This window comes from Streptomyces misionensis (genome assembly GCF_900104815.1).
GTDB lineage: Bacteria > Actinomycetota > Actinomycetes > Streptomycetales > Streptomycetaceae > Streptomyces > Streptomyces misionensis.
The window spans coordinates 1146698-1162718 of record NZ_FNTD01000004.1 but is presented as its reverse complement, the minus strand read 5'-3'; the positions used below and the strand labels follow the sequence as shown (position 1 = coordinate 1162718).

Genomic DNA, 16021 nt, shown 5'->3' with positions numbered 1-16021 from the left:
GATGCCATCGTTGGCGCATGGCACCGCCGTCCATCGACCATGCGTCGGTTCTCGGGGAATTACAGGTGGTTCGGCGGGCGGGACTGCTGCGGCTGCGCGGCAGCGAACTGCCCGCCCTGGAAACGGCCGCGGCCTCCTCGGTGACCGCGCGCACCCGCGAGAGCGCCGTGGAGGCGCTGCTGCGCCGCGCGGTGGGGCAGCTCGACGCGGGCACCCTGCGCACCGCCGCCGAGTACACGCTGGGCCTGGCCCAGGGCACCCGGGACTGGCCGGCCGCCTCCCGCCGGGCCCGCGCGGCGCAGGTGTACCGGGTGAGCGAGGAGCGCTTCCGCAAGCACCACGAGGTGATGGTGCTGGGGCAGGTGGCCGAGCACATCGTGGCCCTGGCGCAGGGCGGAGCCGACGCCCCGGAGGAGGACGAGCAGGAGGGCGGCACCCACCGGTTCGTGGACGTGCCGGCCGGCGGGCGGACCGTACGGCTCACCCTCCATGTGCACCCCGTCGACCTGCTGCGGGACGTGGACGTGGTGGTCTCCCCGGCCAACACCTACCTCGCGCTGCCCGAGCCGTACAAGTCCTCGGTCTCCGCCTCGTTGCGCCGGGCCGCCTCCGTGCGCGGGGTGACCGGCGACCTGCTGGACGACCCGGTCCACGACGAACTGCGCAAGTGGCTGGCCCGGCACGGCACTTCGGGACGCCCGGTGCTCCCGGGCACGGTCGCGGCCACCGGTTCCGGCGCCCTCGCGCGATCCGGCGTACGGCGCATCTACCACGCGGCGGTGGCCGTGCCCCGGGCCGGCACCAACGACTACGACGTGCTGCCCGCCGACATCACCCGCGCCACCTCCCGCGCGCTCGCGCTGCTCGCCGAGGAGCACGACCGGTACGACCCGCCGCTGCGCTCGGTCTGCTTCCCGCTGCTCGGATCCGGGCGCGGCGGACTTCCGCACCGGGTGAGCGCGGCCGCCGTGTGGAGCGCCGTCGAGGCGGAACTGGCGCGCGGCGCACGCTGGGACGTGCACTTCGTGGTGCACACCCCGGAGGCCGCCCGCGCGGTGGAGCGGATACCGGCCAGGATGCGCCCGGTGCGCGACCAGTCGGCGCCCGGCCGGTCCGGTTGACTGGAAGGGCGGGTCGCTCAGGGGGCGCCGCGGGGGAGCAGTCCCCCGGGCGGCCCGCGCCCCGCCGCGGCGGCGGCAGCGATGCGGTGTCAATTCACGCAAGGGACGGGAACGTGATGTCTGCGTCACCTACGGTGGCCGTATGACCAGGGGGATGGCTGAATGGGCGCACGGCCGCACGGGTCGCACGGTGACCTGGCCCGCCCCGGACGCGTACGTGCTCGTCGACGGAGTCCTGCTGCGCATGGTGCCCGAGCCGCCCGGTCTGCCGCCGGGCACGCCCGTCATCGTGCGCCATGACCGGGCCCGGCGGCTGCCGGTGGCCCAGGAGGACACCGGGGCGGCGGCCGGATGAGCGTCCACGGCATCGAGTTCGGGTCCGGGTACGACGAACGGCAGCCCGTCGTCCTCCTCCTGGACACCTCCGCCTCCATGGGCCGGCCGGTGCGGCAGCCGCGGATCGACGAGCTCAACGACGCGCTGTCCCGCTGGTTCGACGGGGTCCGCGCGCACGACCGGCTGCGCACCCGGGTGGAGGTCTGCCTCATCACCTTCGACTCGGCGGTGCGCGTCTACGACCCCGGCGCGGGCCGGCTGGTCCCGGTCGAACAGGCCGACCCCGACCGGCTGTTCGTGCCGGCGGACGGCATGCACCCGCCCGTGCTGCGCGCCGGCGGCCTGACCCGGCTGACGCGGGCCGTGGACACCGCCCTGGAACTGGCCCGCACGCGCTACCGCGCACTCCAGCGGCAACGGGTGCCGGTCCGGCGGCCCTTCCTGTGGGTCCTGACGGACGGCGCGCCGAGCGACGACCAGGGCCGCCCGCTGGACGAGACGGCCCTCGCCGGCACGGCGGACCGGGTGCGCGCCGGCGAGGCGAAGGGCGAGTGGGTCTTCCAGGTGATCGGGGTGCGCGGCGCCGACCTGCCCATGCTGCGGGTGCTCGCCCCGAAGGCCACCTCCGCCCTGGAGCACCTGGACTTCGGCCGCATCCTCGAACTGCTCTTCCAGAGCACCGACGACAGCAGCCCGGACCAGGACGCCGACCTCATCCACCGGCAGGTCGAGGACCGGGCCGCCCGGCTCGCCCGCATGGAGGAGATAGAGAGGGGCCTGCTGTGATCATCGCGGGCGCCTCCGTCCAGGGCACCGCCCACCTGGCCGCCGCGCAGGGCTGCCAGGACGCCTTCAAGGCGGTCGACCTCGGCGGTGCGGCGGTGCTGGCCGTCTCCGACGGGGCCGGCAGCCGGGACCGCAGTGCCCTGGGCGCCCACATAGCGGTCGACGCGGCGTGCCGGTTGCTGACCGAGGACTTACCGGACACCCGGGAGACGCCGGAGACATGGACCCGGTGGATCGCGGGGCGGGGGCGCAGGGTGGTCGAGGAGTATCTGCGCGCGGTGTCGGGGGTGCTGGGCACGGACGCCGGTCCGGCGGACCCCGGCCTGCTGGGCGCCACCCTCACCGCGACGGCCGTCGCCCCGCCCTGGCTGGCCTTCGTCTCCCTCGGCGACGGCTTCGCCACCCTGGTGACCCGCGACCACCGCTGCCACCTGGTCCTCGCACCGCCCACCGGCCCGTCCGGCTTCCTCTCCTCCCCGGGCGCGGCCCTGCGCGTGCGCACCTTCGTCGTCTGGGAACCGGAACTCGCCGCGGTGGTCCTGGCCACCGACGGCTGCGCACCCCTCGCCCTCGACCACCCCTCGGTGCGCGGACTGCCCGCCGAGGCGGGCCCGTTACCGGCCGAACGCTTCTTCCTCGGCCTCACCGCCACGCTCCGCGGCAACGACGGGGACGCCGAGCCCCTGCGCCGCAGCCTCTCCGGGCCAAAGGCCGGCCGGACCGGCGACGACCTGACCGTCCTGTGCGCTCTGGCCGAAGGGGGATGACCGTGGGACTCACGGTGGTGTCCGGGACCGGACACACATGGCGGCTCACCGAGCAGATCGGCAGTGGTTCCGAGGGATTCGTGTACGGCGTCGACGACGCCCGCCCCCTCGTCGCGAAACTCGTCCCCGGCCCGCCCGACCCCGAGGCGTTCCGGCGCCGCGTGGCCCGCCTGGTGCGCCGCCGCCGCGAGCCCGGCACCGTCGGCCTGCTCTCCGGCACCCCCGTCCGGCTGGCCTGGCCGCTGGTCCCGGTGCACACGGCCGCCGGCCGGACCGCGGACCGCGTCGACGGTTACGTGATGACCGACATGCGCCACGCCTACCAGCCGTTCGGTCACCTCCTCACCGCCGCCACCCGCCGTGTCCTGCTGCCCCGGGCGACCTGGGCGACCGCCCTGCGCGCCGCCCTCGCCCTGTCCCGGCTGCTGGCCGAGGTGCACGCCGAGGACTACGTGGTGGGCGATCTCAAGCCCGACAACCTCTGGGTCGACGAGACCGGCCGGGTCGGCCTGGCGGACATCGACTCCTGGCAGTTCAGCGACGGCCGCGAGCTGTTCCCGGGCCGGATGCGCACCCCCGGGTACACCGCCCCCGAGCGGATCGGCGCGCCCGCGGGCACACCGCCGGACACCGCGTCCGACGACTTCGCCCTGGCCGTCCTGGTCCATCAGCTCCTCATGTCCGGACTGCACCCCTTCGCCGGGCACCCCGCGGACGGCGGCGACTACCTGTCGTACGACGACAACGTGCGCCACGGCCGCTGCCGGCTCGTGGATCGCACGTCGGTGCTGCTGCCGCGCCATGTGCCGCCCGCCGACCTGCTGCCCAGACGGCTCGCCGAGCTGTTCCGGGCGGCGTTCACCGGCCCGCTCCGGCGCCCGTCGGCGGCCGACTGGGCCGAGGCCCTCGCGGCCGAGCAGGCCCCCGGCCGGCTGCGGGCGTGCGCGGTGAACGCCCGCCACGTCCACACCGTGGAACGGCCGTGGTGCCCGTGGTGCGACCAGGCCGAGCGGGGCGGCGACAGCTACCCCGGCCCCACGCGGGAGAAGACGTGAACACAGGACGGGGAGACGCCGGTGCGAGGCGGGACGGCGCGCGAGCCGGGCGGGAAGACGCCGGTGCGGGGCGAGGGGTGAGGGCGACGAGCGCAGGGGGAGAGGGCGTGGGCACACGTCTGTCCGTCGCCCGGACGCTGGACCGCTGTACGGTCCTCGGACCCGGCAGCCGGGCGGTGATCTGGGTGCAGGGCTGCCCGCTGCGCTGCGCGGGCTGCGTGGCCGCGGAGACCCTGCCCTTCGAGGGCGGGACCAGCCGGCCGGTGGCCGAACTCGCCGACTGGCTCTGCGCGTTGGACGGCATCGAGGGCGTCACGTTCTCCGGCGGGGAGCCGTTCAGCCAGGCCCGCGCGCTCGCCCGACTGCTCGACGCGGTACGGGAGCGGCGCCCGGACTTCGGCGCGATGGCCTACTCCGGCTTCCGCCACGAGGCACTGCGGCGCGGGGACCCGGACCGGCGCGCCCTGCTGGACCGGCTGGACCTGCTGGTCGACGGCCCCTATCTGGCGGCGCGGCACGGGAGTCTGCGCTGGCGCGGCTCGGACAACCAGCGGCTGATCCCGCTCAGCGACCGTTACCGGCAGGCCTTGGCCGAGCCGGACACGACCGCCGGGATCGAACTGTCCGTGGACGCCGACGGATCGCTCTCCTGGGCCGGGGTGCCGCCGGCCCCCGGATTCCGGGAACGGCTCGAGGAACAGCTCGCGGCGCGGGGGTTCGTGCTGCACATCGAGGCACGGAGGGAACGATGAGCGGATCACCGAAGTACAGCAGCGTCCGCGTCGGCGCTCGGTACGCCGAGCGGGAGGCGGCGGAGCGCCGGCGGCGGGCCGAGGAGCGCCGGGCCAGGGAACGCCGGCGGGCCGCCGAACGGGCCCGGGCCGCCCAGGCCGCCGCCGCCCGCCGGGAGCGGGCCCGCGCCGAGGCGGAGCGGCGCCGCAACGAAGTCGCCCGCAAGGAAGCCGAGTTGGCGGCCCGGCGCCGCGCCGACCAGGAGGCCCGGCTGGCCCGGGCGCGGGCGGACCAGCTCGGGGCGGACGAACGGGGTCTCGACGAGGTGCGGGAGCTGATCGCGCGGGCCCAGCGCTCCGGGGCGCGCGCCGAGATCGGCGCCCTGGAGCGCCGGTTGGCCGAGCTGCGGGAGCGGGCCGCCCGCGGGGAGCCGCTCGGGGACGCGGTGGAGGAACTGCGGGGCCGGGTCGTCGGCCTGCGCCCGGCGGCGGCCGGAAGCCGCACGGACGACCCCGCCGTCGTCCTCGCCGAACTGGAACACCGGCTGTCCGTCGTCGGCGGCCCGGACGGCGCCGCCCTCGACGCGGAGGGGTACCAACACTGCACCGAACTGCTCGACCGGCTGCGTGCGGCCGCCGGCCAGGACGGCCGGGTCCGCTTCGAAGCCCTGCTCGGCACCGTCGAACACGCCCTCGCCCGGCACGCGGCCACGGTCGGAAAGGCGCGGGAGGCCGCCGAGCGGGAGACCCGGGCGGCACGGGAGCGGGAGGCGGCCGCGGCGCGGGAGCGCGAGCGCGCGGAGGCGGCACGGGCGGCCCTGGAGTCGGCCCTCGCCGAGGCCGCCGAGCGACTCGACGTCGTACGCCCGGCGGCCGAGGGCGTGGCGGACACCGCCGCGGAACTCGGCGACCGGGACCTCGCCCACGAGATCGGGGACGCCGTGCGGGCCGTCGTCGAGGCACTGACCGCGCGCTCGGCGGACGAGGCCCTCGACGCGGTCGCCGTCCTGGAGGGCAGGCTGCCCGACGCCGAGCGCCGGCTCGACGAACTGGAGCTGGCCTACCGGCGGCGCCGGGACCTGGTGGCCGCCCTCCAGGACGCCATGACCGACGAGGGCTTCGCCTTCGACGGCGGCGAGGACCAGGGCGGCAGCTTCCGGCTGCACTTCACCCGGCCGACCGGGGCGACGTACGAGACCACGGTCGCCACCGACGACGACGGCACCCCCGTCCTCGTCTACCACGTGGCCGGCGAGCCCGACGTGACCCTGTACGCGCCCCGGGACGAGGCGGTGTGCGACACCACCGAGGCGCTGCTGGAGCGAGTGCACGAGGCGCTGGGCGGCGACGACGGCTTCATTCCGGGCGAGTTGACCTGGGACGGCAAACCGCCGGGCCGGCGTGCCAAGCCGCTGCCCCGCGAGACCTACCGGACGTGGACGAACCCATGAGCACGACCGACTTCACCAAGAGCGAGGACGGCACCGGGCCCGTCACCGCCAACGGCATGATGCCCCTGTGGGCGGTCTCGCTCGGCTGGGAGCTGCGGCGAGGCCGGCAGGTGATCCTCAACGGGCAGATCCGGGACCGCTGGTGGTTCGAGGACCGGCCCGCGTCCTTCCAGCGGCTGGTCGCCGGGGTACTGGAGACGCGCGGCGCCGACGTGGTGGGCTGGTGGGACCCGGTGGCCGGGCTCACCTTCCCGCTGCCGGACCACGCCGAGCGCTTCGCCCGGCTGGCGGCGAACCCGCCCCGCCCGGGCGCCGGGGGCGGCGGCGGGGGTGGGGGCGCGTCCGCGGACGGCGGGCGACGCGCCTCGCACGACGGCGGCGACGCGCCCGCGGGCGACCGGACGGAGCCCGACGCACCCATCCGGCCGGGCGGCGGGGACGCGCCCGCGGACGACCGGCGGCCCGCCGACGCCCGGGCCCGCCGTGGCGCCGAACGCGGGCGGGACCGGTCGAGTCTGCTCTCTCCGCGCCCGGCCGGCCCCCCGCGCGCCTTCGAGGACGTGCTCGCCCTCGTGCACCGGATCGCCGCCTCGCCCGAGGCGGCCACGGCCTTCGTCTTCCAGGACGTCGACCACCATCTCCCGCCCGGCCAGCCCGAGTCGAACCTCGGCTACCTCCGGCTGCGCGCCGCGATGACGGACGCCGTCACCCCGCGCGCGAGCCTGGCGGGCCGCCGCCCGCACGCCCGCAACGCCGTCCTGTGCGCGGTGGGCGACGTGGGCCGGCTGCCCGGCTGGTTCCACCAGGAGGACCCCCGGATCGCCACCCTGCACATCGGCCCCCCGGACCCGAGCGAACGCCGGCTGTGGCTGACCTGGCTGCGCGACGACTTCAACGGCGCCCCGGACGCCACCCGCCAGGACATCGAGGCCCTGGTCGGCGCGAGCGACGGCATGTCGGGCTGGGAGATCGAGGCCCTCGCCCGCACCTCGTGGCTGCGCGGCGCGCCCCTGCAACGGCCGGACAAGCTCCTCGAACTGCACCGGCTCAACGTGAGCGTCGACCCGTGGACCCAGCTCGACCGGGAGACCGTGGCCCGCGCGGCCGATGTGCTGGGGGCCCGCGTGGTCGGCCAGGCCAAGGCCGTCGAGGCCGTGGCCGGCGCGCTCCAGGCCGCCTTCGTGGGCGTCGACTTCGGCGGTCTGGGCGGCGCCCGCCCCCGGGGCGCGTTCTTCTTCGTCGGCCCGACCGGCGTCGGCAAGACCGAACTCGCCAAGACCGTCGCCGAGTTGATGTTCGGCGACCAGAGCGCGTACGCCCGCTTCGACATGAGCGAGTACCAGCAGGAGCACGCGGCCGAGCGCCTCGCGGGCGCGCCGCCCGGCTACGTAGGCCACGAGCAGGGCGGCGAGTTGACCCGCCGCGTCCAGGAACGGCCGTTCAGCGTCCTGCTGTTCGACGAGATCGAGAAGGCGCACCCCCGGGTGCTGGACAAGTTCCTCCAGATCCTGGAGGACGGCCGCCTCACCGACGGCCGCGGGCAGACCGCCTACTTCTCCCAGTGCCTCATCATCTTCACCTCCAACACGGGCGCGGAGGCCGTCCAGGACCTGCTGGCCCGCAGCGGCGACGAAGTACCGTACGCCGAACTGGAGGAGCACTTCACGCACGCCGTGGAGGAGAAGTTCCGCACGATCGGCCGGCCGGAGATCTACGGCCGGCTCAAGCCGGGCGTGGTCGTCTTCGACATGCTGCGCCGCGAGCACGTCGTGAAGATCACCGACCGGCTGCTGGGCCAGCTCACCGAGTCCGTCCGCGAACGGCACCAGGTCGAGCTGGTCCCCGACGAGCAGACCCTCCACCCGTGGATCACCGCGCGGATGAGCGACCCGGAGCGCCAGGCGTACGGCGGACGCCAGATCCGCAACGAACTGGAGCCGCTGCGCACGGCCGTCGTCGCCCACTTTCTGGCGCGCCGCCCGGACCCGGGAAGCCGGCTCCGGCTCGGCGTCGGCGCCGACGGCACCCCATGGGTCAGGACCGAGGAAGGGAACGGCTGAACATGCTCGCCATCGCCGGCGGCCACGGCGTCACCCGCGTCGGCCGCACGGGCCCGGACGGCCGGCCCACCATGACCGTGACGGACCACACCGACGCGGACGCGGTCGCCGACCCCGCCACCGCACTGGCCGCGCTCCTCGCCGACGCCGCCGGCGCGGACGTGGTGCTCGGCCTGCCCGCGTCCGCCGGCCGCGAGGAGGAGGACCGCCTGCGCGACGCCGTCGAGGACGCGGGGCTCCACGTCCGCGCGATCCTCCCGGCACCCATCGCGGTGGCCCTGCACTACGGCGCGATCGACGAGGGCGTGAACCGCACGCTCCTGGTGGTGGACCAGGCCGCGGCCACGGTGGAGCTGACGGTCCTGGACATCGCCCCGGACCTGACGGCCGGCATCGTCACCACCCGCACGGAACCGGTCGGCGACGGCGCTCTCGCGGCGACGGCCCGGGAACTGGCCGCGTCGTCCCCGGACGCCGTGCTCCTGTCCGGCGAGCTGTACACGGTGCCCGCCCGCCGCGCGGAGATCGAGGAGCTGCCCGAGGCGCGGGGACTGACGGTCCGCTGCGCCGACCCCGAACTGGCCGTGGTGCGCGGTCTGTTGCTCCGGGAGGACTTCGGTCTGCTCCGTGTGATCACCGGCCCGGCCCCGGCGCGGTCCCGGTTCCCGGGGCCCCCGGCGGACCCGGATCCGCAGCCCTGGCAGCCCCTCCCACAGGACCCGGACCCGCGGGGCGAGCCGGACGGGAAGGACCCGTGGGGGACCGGCTCCGCCGCGTCCGGGACACCGGGTGAGCGGGACGAGCCCGCACGGGCCGACCGGACCGTCCCCGACGCCCACGACGAACCCGGACCCGCATCCGCGTCCGCACGGGCACCGGAAAGGGCACCGACGGAGGTACCGGAACCGGACCTGGGACCGGAACCGGACCTGGACCCGGGACCGGACCCCGGACCGGCCGAGCCCCCCTCGTCCGGCCTCGCCTCCGCCCCCGCCCTGCGCGCCGTCCCGGTGACCCAGCTCCAGTACCTCCGCCGGGACGACCACCTCCTCGTCCTGTGGGCCTGGCCCGACACCGCCCTCACCGCGCGCGTCCGCTGGCGCCGGGAGGACGCGACCGCGACGGGCGACGGCCCCCGCGAGGGCGACATCAGCTGCCGGCGCCGTACCTACGAACACGACGGCGGCCTGGACCTCGCCCTCGGCCGGGGCGCGATCACGCTCACCGTCGAGGCGCTCGTCGCCGACCCCGCCGTCGACACCGAGGGCGCCGCCTCGCTGCGGATTCCCGCCGAGCCCCCCGTCGTCGAGTACGAACCCGCCCTGCGCCGCCGGCTCACCGGCGCCCGCGTCGCGACCGTCACCCTCACCGCCCGGACCGGCTGCGACCTGCCGGCCCTGCGGATCGTCCACGGACTCGGCCGCTACCGGCCCACCAGCACCGCCGAGGGCACGGTCGTGCACGAGATCCCCGCGCAGCGGCTGCCCGCCGGGACACCGCTCACCGTGGAGTTCCCCTTCCCCGGCGCCAAGGGCCCCTCCTGGCTCGTCTGCTTCCCGGCGGGCGGCCCCGACACCGACCACGACCGCGACATCGACCTGCGCCCCACGGCGCTGCACCGGCTGCGAGTGACCTGAATGGCCAGACGACTCACCTGCCCCTACTGCTACGAGACCTTCGCCGCGCGCGAGATCCGCTTCCGCTGCAACAGCCGGCTCAGCCGCACCCGCAAGCAGTGCCAGCGCCGGCGCGACCCGGTCCTCGACGAACGCTTCGGGCGGCGCCCCAGCCACGACGTGGGCCCCGACTTCGCCGCCGACGGCCGCAGGTCCACGGCGGTGTGCCCGGACTGCGACAGCGAGACGACGTACCGGATCTGCCCGGTCTGCCACGTCGAACTGCCCCTCCAGTTCGGCATGGTGGACAACCGGCTGATCGCGATGGTGGGCGCGCGGTCCTCCGGCAAGACCATCTACATGACCGTGCTGCTGCACGAGATGCGCAACCAGGTCGGCGAGGCCTACGGCGCCTCGCTGATGGGCCTGGACGACACCACCATGCGCCGCTACAGCTCGGAGTACGAGGAACGGCTCTACCGCGACCGGCAGATGTTCCCGCCCACCCAGACCGCCACCACCAACGCCAACAGGGTGGAACCGCTGGTGTTCCGGTTCGGGCTGCGCCGCAGGAGGATGTTCGTGGAACGGCCGCAGCACAGCGTGCTGTCCTTCTTCGACACCGCGGGCGAGGACTTCAACAGCCGCGAGAGCGTGGAGCTGAACACCCGCTACCTGACCAACGCGGACGGCATCATCCTGCTGCTCGACCCGTTGCAGATGCCCGGCGCCCGGGACAACGCGGCGCCCGGCACGGCCCTGCCCGACGCGGACGGCATCGACCCGCCGATCAACGTACTGAGCCGGGTGAGCGGCATGCTGCTGGCCGCGCGCGGCGGCAAGGCGGCGAAGATCGACACCCCGATCGCGGTGGTCTTCTCCAAGATGGACGCCTTCTGGCACCTGATGGAGAACGGCAGCCCGCTGCGGTCGCACGCCCCCGCGCGCGGCCGCTTCGACGTGGGCGACAGCCTCGACGTCCACGAGGAGGTGCGCCAGCTGCTCAAGAAGTGGGACGGCGTGCCCATCGACCAGGCCCTGGAGAACACCTTCGCCCGCTACCGCTACTTCGGGGTCTCCGCACTGGGCCGCAGCGCCACACCCGAGGCCCGGGTCGCCGACACCGGAATCCAGCCCTACCGGGTCGCCGACCCGCTGCTGTGGCTGCTCAGCGAGTTCGGCGCGGTGCCCAAGGCGGGCCGCGGATGAGCGGTTTCCAGCAGCTGTACTACACCTCGTGCGAGCACGGCCTCAGCGGATCCTCCGGGTTCCAGTTCAACGCGGTCAGCGAGCAGGTCTCGGCCGAGACCCGGCACCGGGTGGAGAGCCTGGCCGGGTACGAACCGCCGCGCTCCCTCGTCGAGTCGGACACCCCCGAACAACTGGCCCGCTGCCCGGTGAACCTCTGCCACACCCCGGGCGGCGACGGCGGCGACACCACGCTCTGCGTGCGCTACGCCGGCCGGGACTCGGCGCGCCGCTTCGGGAACTACTTCGCCCACGCCCTGTACACCGAGGGCGCGTTCACACCGGACAGCGGCGGACTGCTCGCGATCGAACTGTGGGACTCCCCGGCGTGGACCGCGCGCGTGGCCGACACGACCGAGATCCCGGAGTTGCCCGCGCCCCTGCCGCGCGGCCCGCTGACCCCCCGCTCCACGCAGGCCTTCCTCCGCGCGCACCCGCACGCCGGCCAACTGCCCGCCCTGCTGTCGGCGGTGTTCACGGCGCTCGCGGAGGACGGCTCGGTCGTGGTGATCGACGACACCACCGACCGGATCGCCCACTGGTTCGCGGCCGTCTCCTACCTCCTGCCGCCCCCGCTCGCCCGCACCCTCTCCTTCGCCACCTACCTCCTGCGCCCCACCCGCAGCAGGCTGCACCTGATCGGCACGGTGCCCGAGGCACACCCCGCCTTCGGCCCCGACGACGAGGAGTCGTACACCGTCTTCGACTTCTCCGCCGGCCGCTTCCCGGAGGTGGTGCCCACCCACCACCTGATCCGGCTGCTGATCCGGATCGGGGTGGGCTCGGCCCGCTCGGTGTGGTCCTGGACCGCCGACTACACCCACGGCCGGGAACGGACACCCGGCGACTGGCACGCCCCCGTCGCGGCGGCCACGGCCGCGGGCGGCATCGACCTGACCGACGCCGACGTCCGCGCGGTGCTCGACTGGCTGCCCGGCGCCGATCACCTCGGGCCGCGCCGCGCCGCGGTGGCGGCGGACATCCACCACAAGCACCGCGACCTGGACGACGACCAGCTCGCGACGCTGAGCGCGGCGGCCGAGGCGGGCGGCGACACCGCGCTGCACCGGGAGCTGGAGGGAAAGCTCCACCAGTCCCGGATCCGCGCCTACATGACCTGCGTGCCGAACGCGCCGGGCCCCGTGCCGCTCACCCGGCCCGCCGAGCGCGAGCGGGCAACGGCCCTGTGGCAGCGGCTGCTCGGCGAGGCCGCGGGCAGCCGTCAGCGGGTACGGCTGCTGCTGTGGGCGGTGGGCGCGCGGCTCACCCCGCCGCCGGAGCTGCTCGCCGCCCAGAGCCTGGAGCTGGCCCGCGCCCTGCTCGGCACCCCCGGCGCGAGCACCGGCCTGCGCGAGGAGGCCGGCCGGCTCGCCCGCACCCTGCCGGAGTTCCGGGCCGGCCTGGCCACGGCGGTGCACGAGGTACTGACCGAACGGGGCGGCCAGGGGCAGCTGTTCTCCCAGTTCCCGGCCGTGCTGCTGGGCGAAGGCGACCTCGGCGGGCGGCCCCGGCTGCTCGAGCACTACTGGCGGGCGCAGGCCGAGCGGGAGCCCGCCCGCACCGTCGACCTGCTGTTCCGCATCCTGGAGGTACGCGGCCAGGGCTCACCGGACGCGGAGCTGCTGCGGGGACTGTGGCGGCGGCCGTCGCCGGCCTGGACGTACCAGGAGGCGACCGAGATCGCCCGCCGGCTGCCCGCGGACGGCCCGGTGGACGAGGCGGTGGGGGAGTGGTTCGACCGCGCGGTGAAACAGGAGGTCGACGACGAACGGGCCCTGCGCGACTGCCTGGTGCTGTGCGACACCCTCACCGCGCCCGGCCGCTACGCCCGGATGCGGGCGGTCACCCGGGAGTGCGTCGACGTCACCCTCCGGCTGGACGCGACCCTGCGCGAGGCCACCGAGGCCACCGAACTCGCCCGCGCCTTCCGGATCCCCCAGATCGGCGCCTGGTCGGCACCCCGCGCCCTGAAACACCACCGGCTGCTCCCGGCCATGCTCCGGCTGCCCGCCGACCCGGCGCGGCTGCGCACGGAGATCGAACAGTTCGACTTCTCCCTCGCCGACGGCTATCTGCGCGCCGTGCAGCGGGCCGCGACGACCTCCGGCCGCATCGACGACGTGCTGTTCAGCCACGTCACCGGGGCGATCGCGGTCAACACCCAACGCTCCGCGCTGCCGCAGGCCCACCTGGACCTCGTCCGCACCCTGCGCCTGCACATCGCCCAGCACTGGCGGTCCGAAGACCTCGACCGGCTCGCCCGGTGGCTGCGCCCCTACGACACCCGGCTCGCCGACCACTACCAGGAGTGCGCCGAGAACCGCCTGGGCCGCGTGAAGAAGTGGGGCCGCAAGCTCACCCAGCGGCGGCCCACGGACGGCCCCCGACCGGAACCGAGGTGAGCCCGAGGTGGCGGAAGTCCTGATCTTCGTCCTCGTCCCTCTCGCCTACCTGGCACTGCTCCTGCTCTACCTGACCCTCGTTCCGGCGATCGCGCTCCTGCGCGGCATCGCCCTGGTCAGCGAACTGCTGTGGCGCTACGGCCGGCTGCTCGACGGCGTGCTGCGCCGGCGCACCCCCGAGTTCGTGACCGTCCCGCCGTACCGCGCCGCCGACGAACTGGCCCACCGCAACTACTTCTTCGGTCCCGCCACCCGCGACCTGCGCCAACTCCACACCCTGGGCAGGCGGCTGTACGTCCGCACGCTCTCCGACGCCTACCGCCAGGTGACCGCCCGCCAGTTCACGGCCCCCACCGTGCACCGGGCCTTCTCGATCCCGTACGGCCTGACCCTCTACCTGGGCCTCGGCCTCGGCGCCGGTGCCGCCGCGCCGCTGCTGGGCGCGCTGTTCGCCGCCCAGGCGCTCGGCGTGGCCCTGCTGATGGCCGGCGCCCGGCTGATCGCGCTCACCCTGCGCGCCGTCGACCGCACCGGGATGCTGCTGCGCGGGCTGCCGCGCGGGATGCTGTGCCCGAGCTGCTTCGAACGCGTCCCCTATCCGGCGTACGACTGCCCCCGCCCGACCTGCCGTCGCCGGCACGCCGACATCCGCCCCGGCACCTTCGGTCTCCTCCGGCGCCGGTGCGCCTGCGGCGAGCGGATACCGACCCTGCTGATGCTGATGAGCAGGGACGCCCGGCTCAGCGGTCACTGCGTGCACGAACACTGCGGCAGGCCGATGAACCCGGACGCCGGGCACATGCCCGAGCTGATCCTGCCGCTGATCGGCGGCCGGGCCGCGGGCAAGACCCAGCTGATGGCGGCGATGGTCAAGTCCCTGGAGGGCGCGGCGGAGGACGGCGGGCCGGCGATCCGGCTCGCCGACCCCGAGTCGAGCGCCAACCAGCGCGTGCTCAACGAGGTGCTGGAGATCCAGGGGCACACCCGCCCCACCCAGAAGACACTGCCGCGCGCCCACTCGTTCGTGCGCGGCACCGGCCGCGCCGAGCGGCTGGTGCACGTCTTCGACACGGCCGGTGAACGGTTCGTCAGCCGGGAGGAGACCGACGCGCTGCGCTACATCCGCGAGGCCCGCACCTTCGTCTTCGTCCTGGACCCGATGGCCGTCGACGCGTTCTGGACCCGCCTCGACGCGACGGGCCCCGAGGTGGACCGCACCCTGGCCTCGACGGTCGACCCGGAGGACGTGTTCTCCCGCTCGGTGCAGACCGTGCGCACCATGGGCACCCGCCTCGACAGGGCCCGGCTCGCCGTCGCCATCAGCAAGCGGGACCTGCTGGCCGGGCAGCCCGCCCTGCTGCCCGACCGCCCGGACGACAGCGACTCGGCCCGTGCGTGGCTGTGCGAGGGGCTGGGGCTGCGGAACCTGGTGGAGACGATGGACCTGGAGTTCGGCGAGGTCCGGTACTTCTGCACGGCGGCGGTGGCGGACGGCGCGGGACGGGTGGACCCCAGCGTCGCGGCGTTCACCGAGTGGTGTCTGCGCGAGTGAGCGGTCCGCGGCCCGCGCCGCCGGGCCCGGTCAGCCGGACCAGGCCGCCGCGCACAGCGCCCGGTCCAGTTCCTCGGTGTAGTGGGCCGCGGCCAGCCAGGCGTGGGCGAACCGGGCGGGATCGGTGGGGTCGAGGCGGCCGAAGACGTCATGGGTGCGGTCAGCGGCGGCGGAGTGGACCAGGTCGCACTGGCGTTCGTGCCGCTCCAGCCACTCGACGAGCTGCTTGAGGCCGACGACCGCCGGATCGTCCGCGATCTTCGGCGGGACCGACTTCAGCAGCCGCCCGGCGGCGTTGCGGCACACCACCTTCCCGCCGTCCAGGGCGACCTCGTAGTCGCCCGCCGACACCCACCCCATACGTGCCTCCCGCACCGCAGTGATCAAGTGACGGGAACTCCAGAGGCGACCACTGACAGCGCCCTCCGGCGGGCGGAGGGCGCTGTGGAAAAGCCAGAAAAGCCGTGGGCGGGGCCGGGAGGGGTCAGTCCTCGGCCGACTCCTGCTCCTGCTTGCGGGCCTTGAGGCGCGCGGCCTCCTTGCGGACCTCGGCCTGGGTGGCCCGCTCCTTCTCCAGCCACTCGGGCCGCTCCTGCTTGAGCGCCTCGATCTGCTCCGTGGTGAGCGGCTCGGTCACGCCGCCGCGCGCCAGACCGGCGATGGACACACCGAGCTTCGCGGCGACCACCGGACGCGGGTGGGGGCCGTTGCGCCGCAGCTCGCTCAGCCACTCCGGCGGGTCGGCCTGGAGCTGGTTCAGCTCGGCGCGCGAGACCACGCCCTCCTGGAAGGAGGCGGGGGTGGCGGGGAGGTACACACCCAGCTTCTTCGCCGCGGTCGCGGGCTTCATCGTCTGGGTGCTCTGCTGCGACTTCATGCCACCAGGGTATCGGCCA

At 75.1% G+C, this 16021-nt stretch carries 13 protein-coding genes and 1 pseudogene; 12 read left to right on the top strand and 2 right to left on the bottom strand.

Translation table 11 applies throughout. From position 1 onward, the window contains the following. Positions 1–17: 17 nt before the first annotated feature. The 12 genes from BLW85_RS06830 (at position 18) to BLW85_RS06775 (ending at position 15125) form a co-directional block, all read left to right on the top strand. Entirely contained in the window at positions 18–1121 is a 1104-nt protein-coding gene (locus tag BLW85_RS06830) for a macro domain-containing protein (protein WP_070026448.1), read from the top strand. Positions 1122–1263: 142 nt separating this feature from the next. Further along, on the top strand, positions 1264–1476 hold the full coding sequence (locus BLW85_RS06825) for a hypothetical protein (protein WP_244174827.1): 213 nt from the start codon (positions 1264–1266) through the stop codon (positions 1474–1476). After that, positions 1473–2243 (top strand): vWA domain-containing protein, encoded by a 771-nt coding sequence (locus BLW85_RS06820; RefSeq protein WP_070026450.1) that lies wholly within the window; start codon positions 1473–1475, stop codon positions 2241–2243. The genes BLW85_RS06825 and BLW85_RS06820 overlap by 4 nt, the downstream gene beginning before the upstream one ends. Next, the gene (locus BLW85_RS06815; protein WP_070026451.1) at positions 2240–3010 is read left to right on the top strand and encodes a PP2C family serine/threonine-protein phosphatase; all 771 of its coding nucleotides are present in this window, start codon (positions 2240–2242) and stop codon (positions 3008–3010) included. The genes BLW85_RS06820 and BLW85_RS06815 overlap by 4 nt, the downstream gene beginning before the upstream one ends. After that, entirely contained in the window at positions 3007–4065 is a 1059-nt protein-coding gene (locus tag BLW85_RS06810) for a protein kinase domain-containing protein (protein WP_070026452.1), read from the top strand. The genes BLW85_RS06815 and BLW85_RS06810 overlap by 4 nt, the downstream gene beginning before the upstream one ends. A gap of 107 nt (positions 4066–4172) precedes the next feature. Continuing rightward, entirely contained in the window at positions 4173–4817 is a 645-nt protein-coding gene (locus tag BLW85_RS06805) for a 4Fe-4S single cluster domain-containing protein (RefSeq protein WP_074991443.1), read from the top strand. Further along, a complete protein-coding gene (locus BLW85_RS06800; RefSeq protein WP_074991440.1) occupies positions 4814–6247 on the top strand; it encodes a hypothetical protein in 1434 nt (477 codons plus the stop codon). The genes BLW85_RS06805 and BLW85_RS06800 overlap by 4 nt, the downstream gene beginning before the upstream one ends. After that, positions 6244–8307, top strand: coding sequence for an AAA family ATPase (locus BLW85_RS06795; RefSeq protein ID WP_074991437.1), 2064 nt, complete (start codon positions 6244–6246; stop codon positions 8305–8307). Before BLW85_RS06800 ends, BLW85_RS06795 begins: the two co-directional genes overlap by 4 nt. Positions 8308–8309: 2 nt before the next feature. Next, positions 8310–9944 (top strand): hypothetical protein, encoded by a 1635-nt coding sequence (locus tag BLW85_RS06790; RefSeq protein WP_074991434.1) that lies wholly within the window; start codon positions 8310–8312, stop codon positions 9942–9944. Next, positions 9945–11132, top strand: coding sequence for a TRAFAC clade GTPase domain-containing protein (locus tag BLW85_RS06785; protein WP_070026457.1), 1188 nt, complete (start codon positions 9945–9947; stop codon positions 11130–11132). Beyond that, the gene (locus BLW85_RS06780) at positions 11129–13573 is read left to right on the top strand and encodes a GTPase-associated protein 1-related protein (RefSeq protein ID WP_074991431.1); all 2445 of its coding nucleotides are present in this window, start codon (positions 11129–11131) and stop codon (positions 13571–13573) included. Before BLW85_RS06785 ends, BLW85_RS06780 begins: the two co-directional genes overlap by 4 nt. A gap of 7 nt (positions 13574–13580) precedes the next feature. After that, positions 13581–15125 carry a TRAFAC clade GTPase domain-containing protein gene (locus BLW85_RS06775; RefSeq protein WP_074991428.1) on the top strand — a complete coding sequence of 515 codons (1545 nt, stop codon included), beginning with the start codon at positions 13581–13583 and terminating at the stop codon, positions 15123–15125. A gap of 186 nt (positions 15126–15311) precedes the next feature. Here BLW85_RS06775 and BLW85_RS40865 read toward each other — a convergent pair. Next, positions 15312–15485 (bottom strand): annotated as a pseudogene (locus tag BLW85_RS40865) (DUF4132 domain-containing protein); the annotation flags it as partial. Positions 15486–15609: 124 nt separating this feature from the next. Then, positions 15610–16002, bottom strand: a complete 393-nt coding sequence (locus BLW85_RS06765; protein WP_070026461.1) for a DUF5997 family protein — start codon at positions 16000–16002, stop codon at positions 15610–15612. Positions 16003–16021 lie beyond the last annotated feature (19 nt).

What these genes read in the sequence shown, in the direction of transcription:
- BLW85_RS06820 (WP_070026450.1), top strand. Translation starts at nt 1,473, where the DNA reads ATGAGCGTCCACGGCATCGAGTTCGGGTCCGGGTACGACGAACGGCAG.
- BLW85_RS06795 (WP_074991437.1), top strand. Translation starts at nt 6,244, where the DNA reads ATGAGCACGACCGACTTCACCAAGAGCGAGGACGGCACCGGGCCCGTC.
- BLW85_RS06785 (WP_070026457.1), top strand. Translation starts at nt 9,945, where the DNA reads ATGGCCAGACGACTCACCTGCCCCTACTGCTACGAGACCTTCGCCGCG.
- BLW85_RS06825 (WP_244174827.1), top strand. Translation starts at nt 1,264, where the DNA reads ATGACCAGGGGGATGGCTGAATGGGCGCACGGCCGCACGGGTCGCACG.
- BLW85_RS06765 (WP_070026461.1), bottom strand. Translation starts at nt 16,002, where the DNA reads ATGAAGTCGCAGCAGAGCACCCAGACGATGAAGCCCGCGACCGCGGCG.
- BLW85_RS06790 (WP_074991434.1), top strand. Translation starts at nt 8,310, where the DNA reads ATGCTCGCCATCGCCGGCGGCCACGGCGTCACCCGCGTCGGCCGCACG.
- BLW85_RS06810 (WP_070026452.1), top strand. Translation starts at nt 3,007, where the DNA reads ATGACCGTGGGACTCACGGTGGTGTCCGGGACCGGACACACATGGCGG.
- BLW85_RS06780 (WP_074991431.1), top strand. Translation starts at nt 11,129, where the DNA reads ATGAGCGGTTTCCAGCAGCTGTACTACACCTCGTGCGAGCACGGCCTC.
- BLW85_RS06830 (WP_070026448.1), top strand. Translation starts at nt 18, where the DNA reads ATGGCACCGCCGTCCATCGACCATGCGTCGGTTCTCGGGGAATTACAG.
- BLW85_RS06800 (WP_074991440.1), top strand. Translation starts at nt 4,814, where the DNA reads ATGAGCGGATCACCGAAGTACAGCAGCGTCCGCGTCGGCGCTCGGTAC.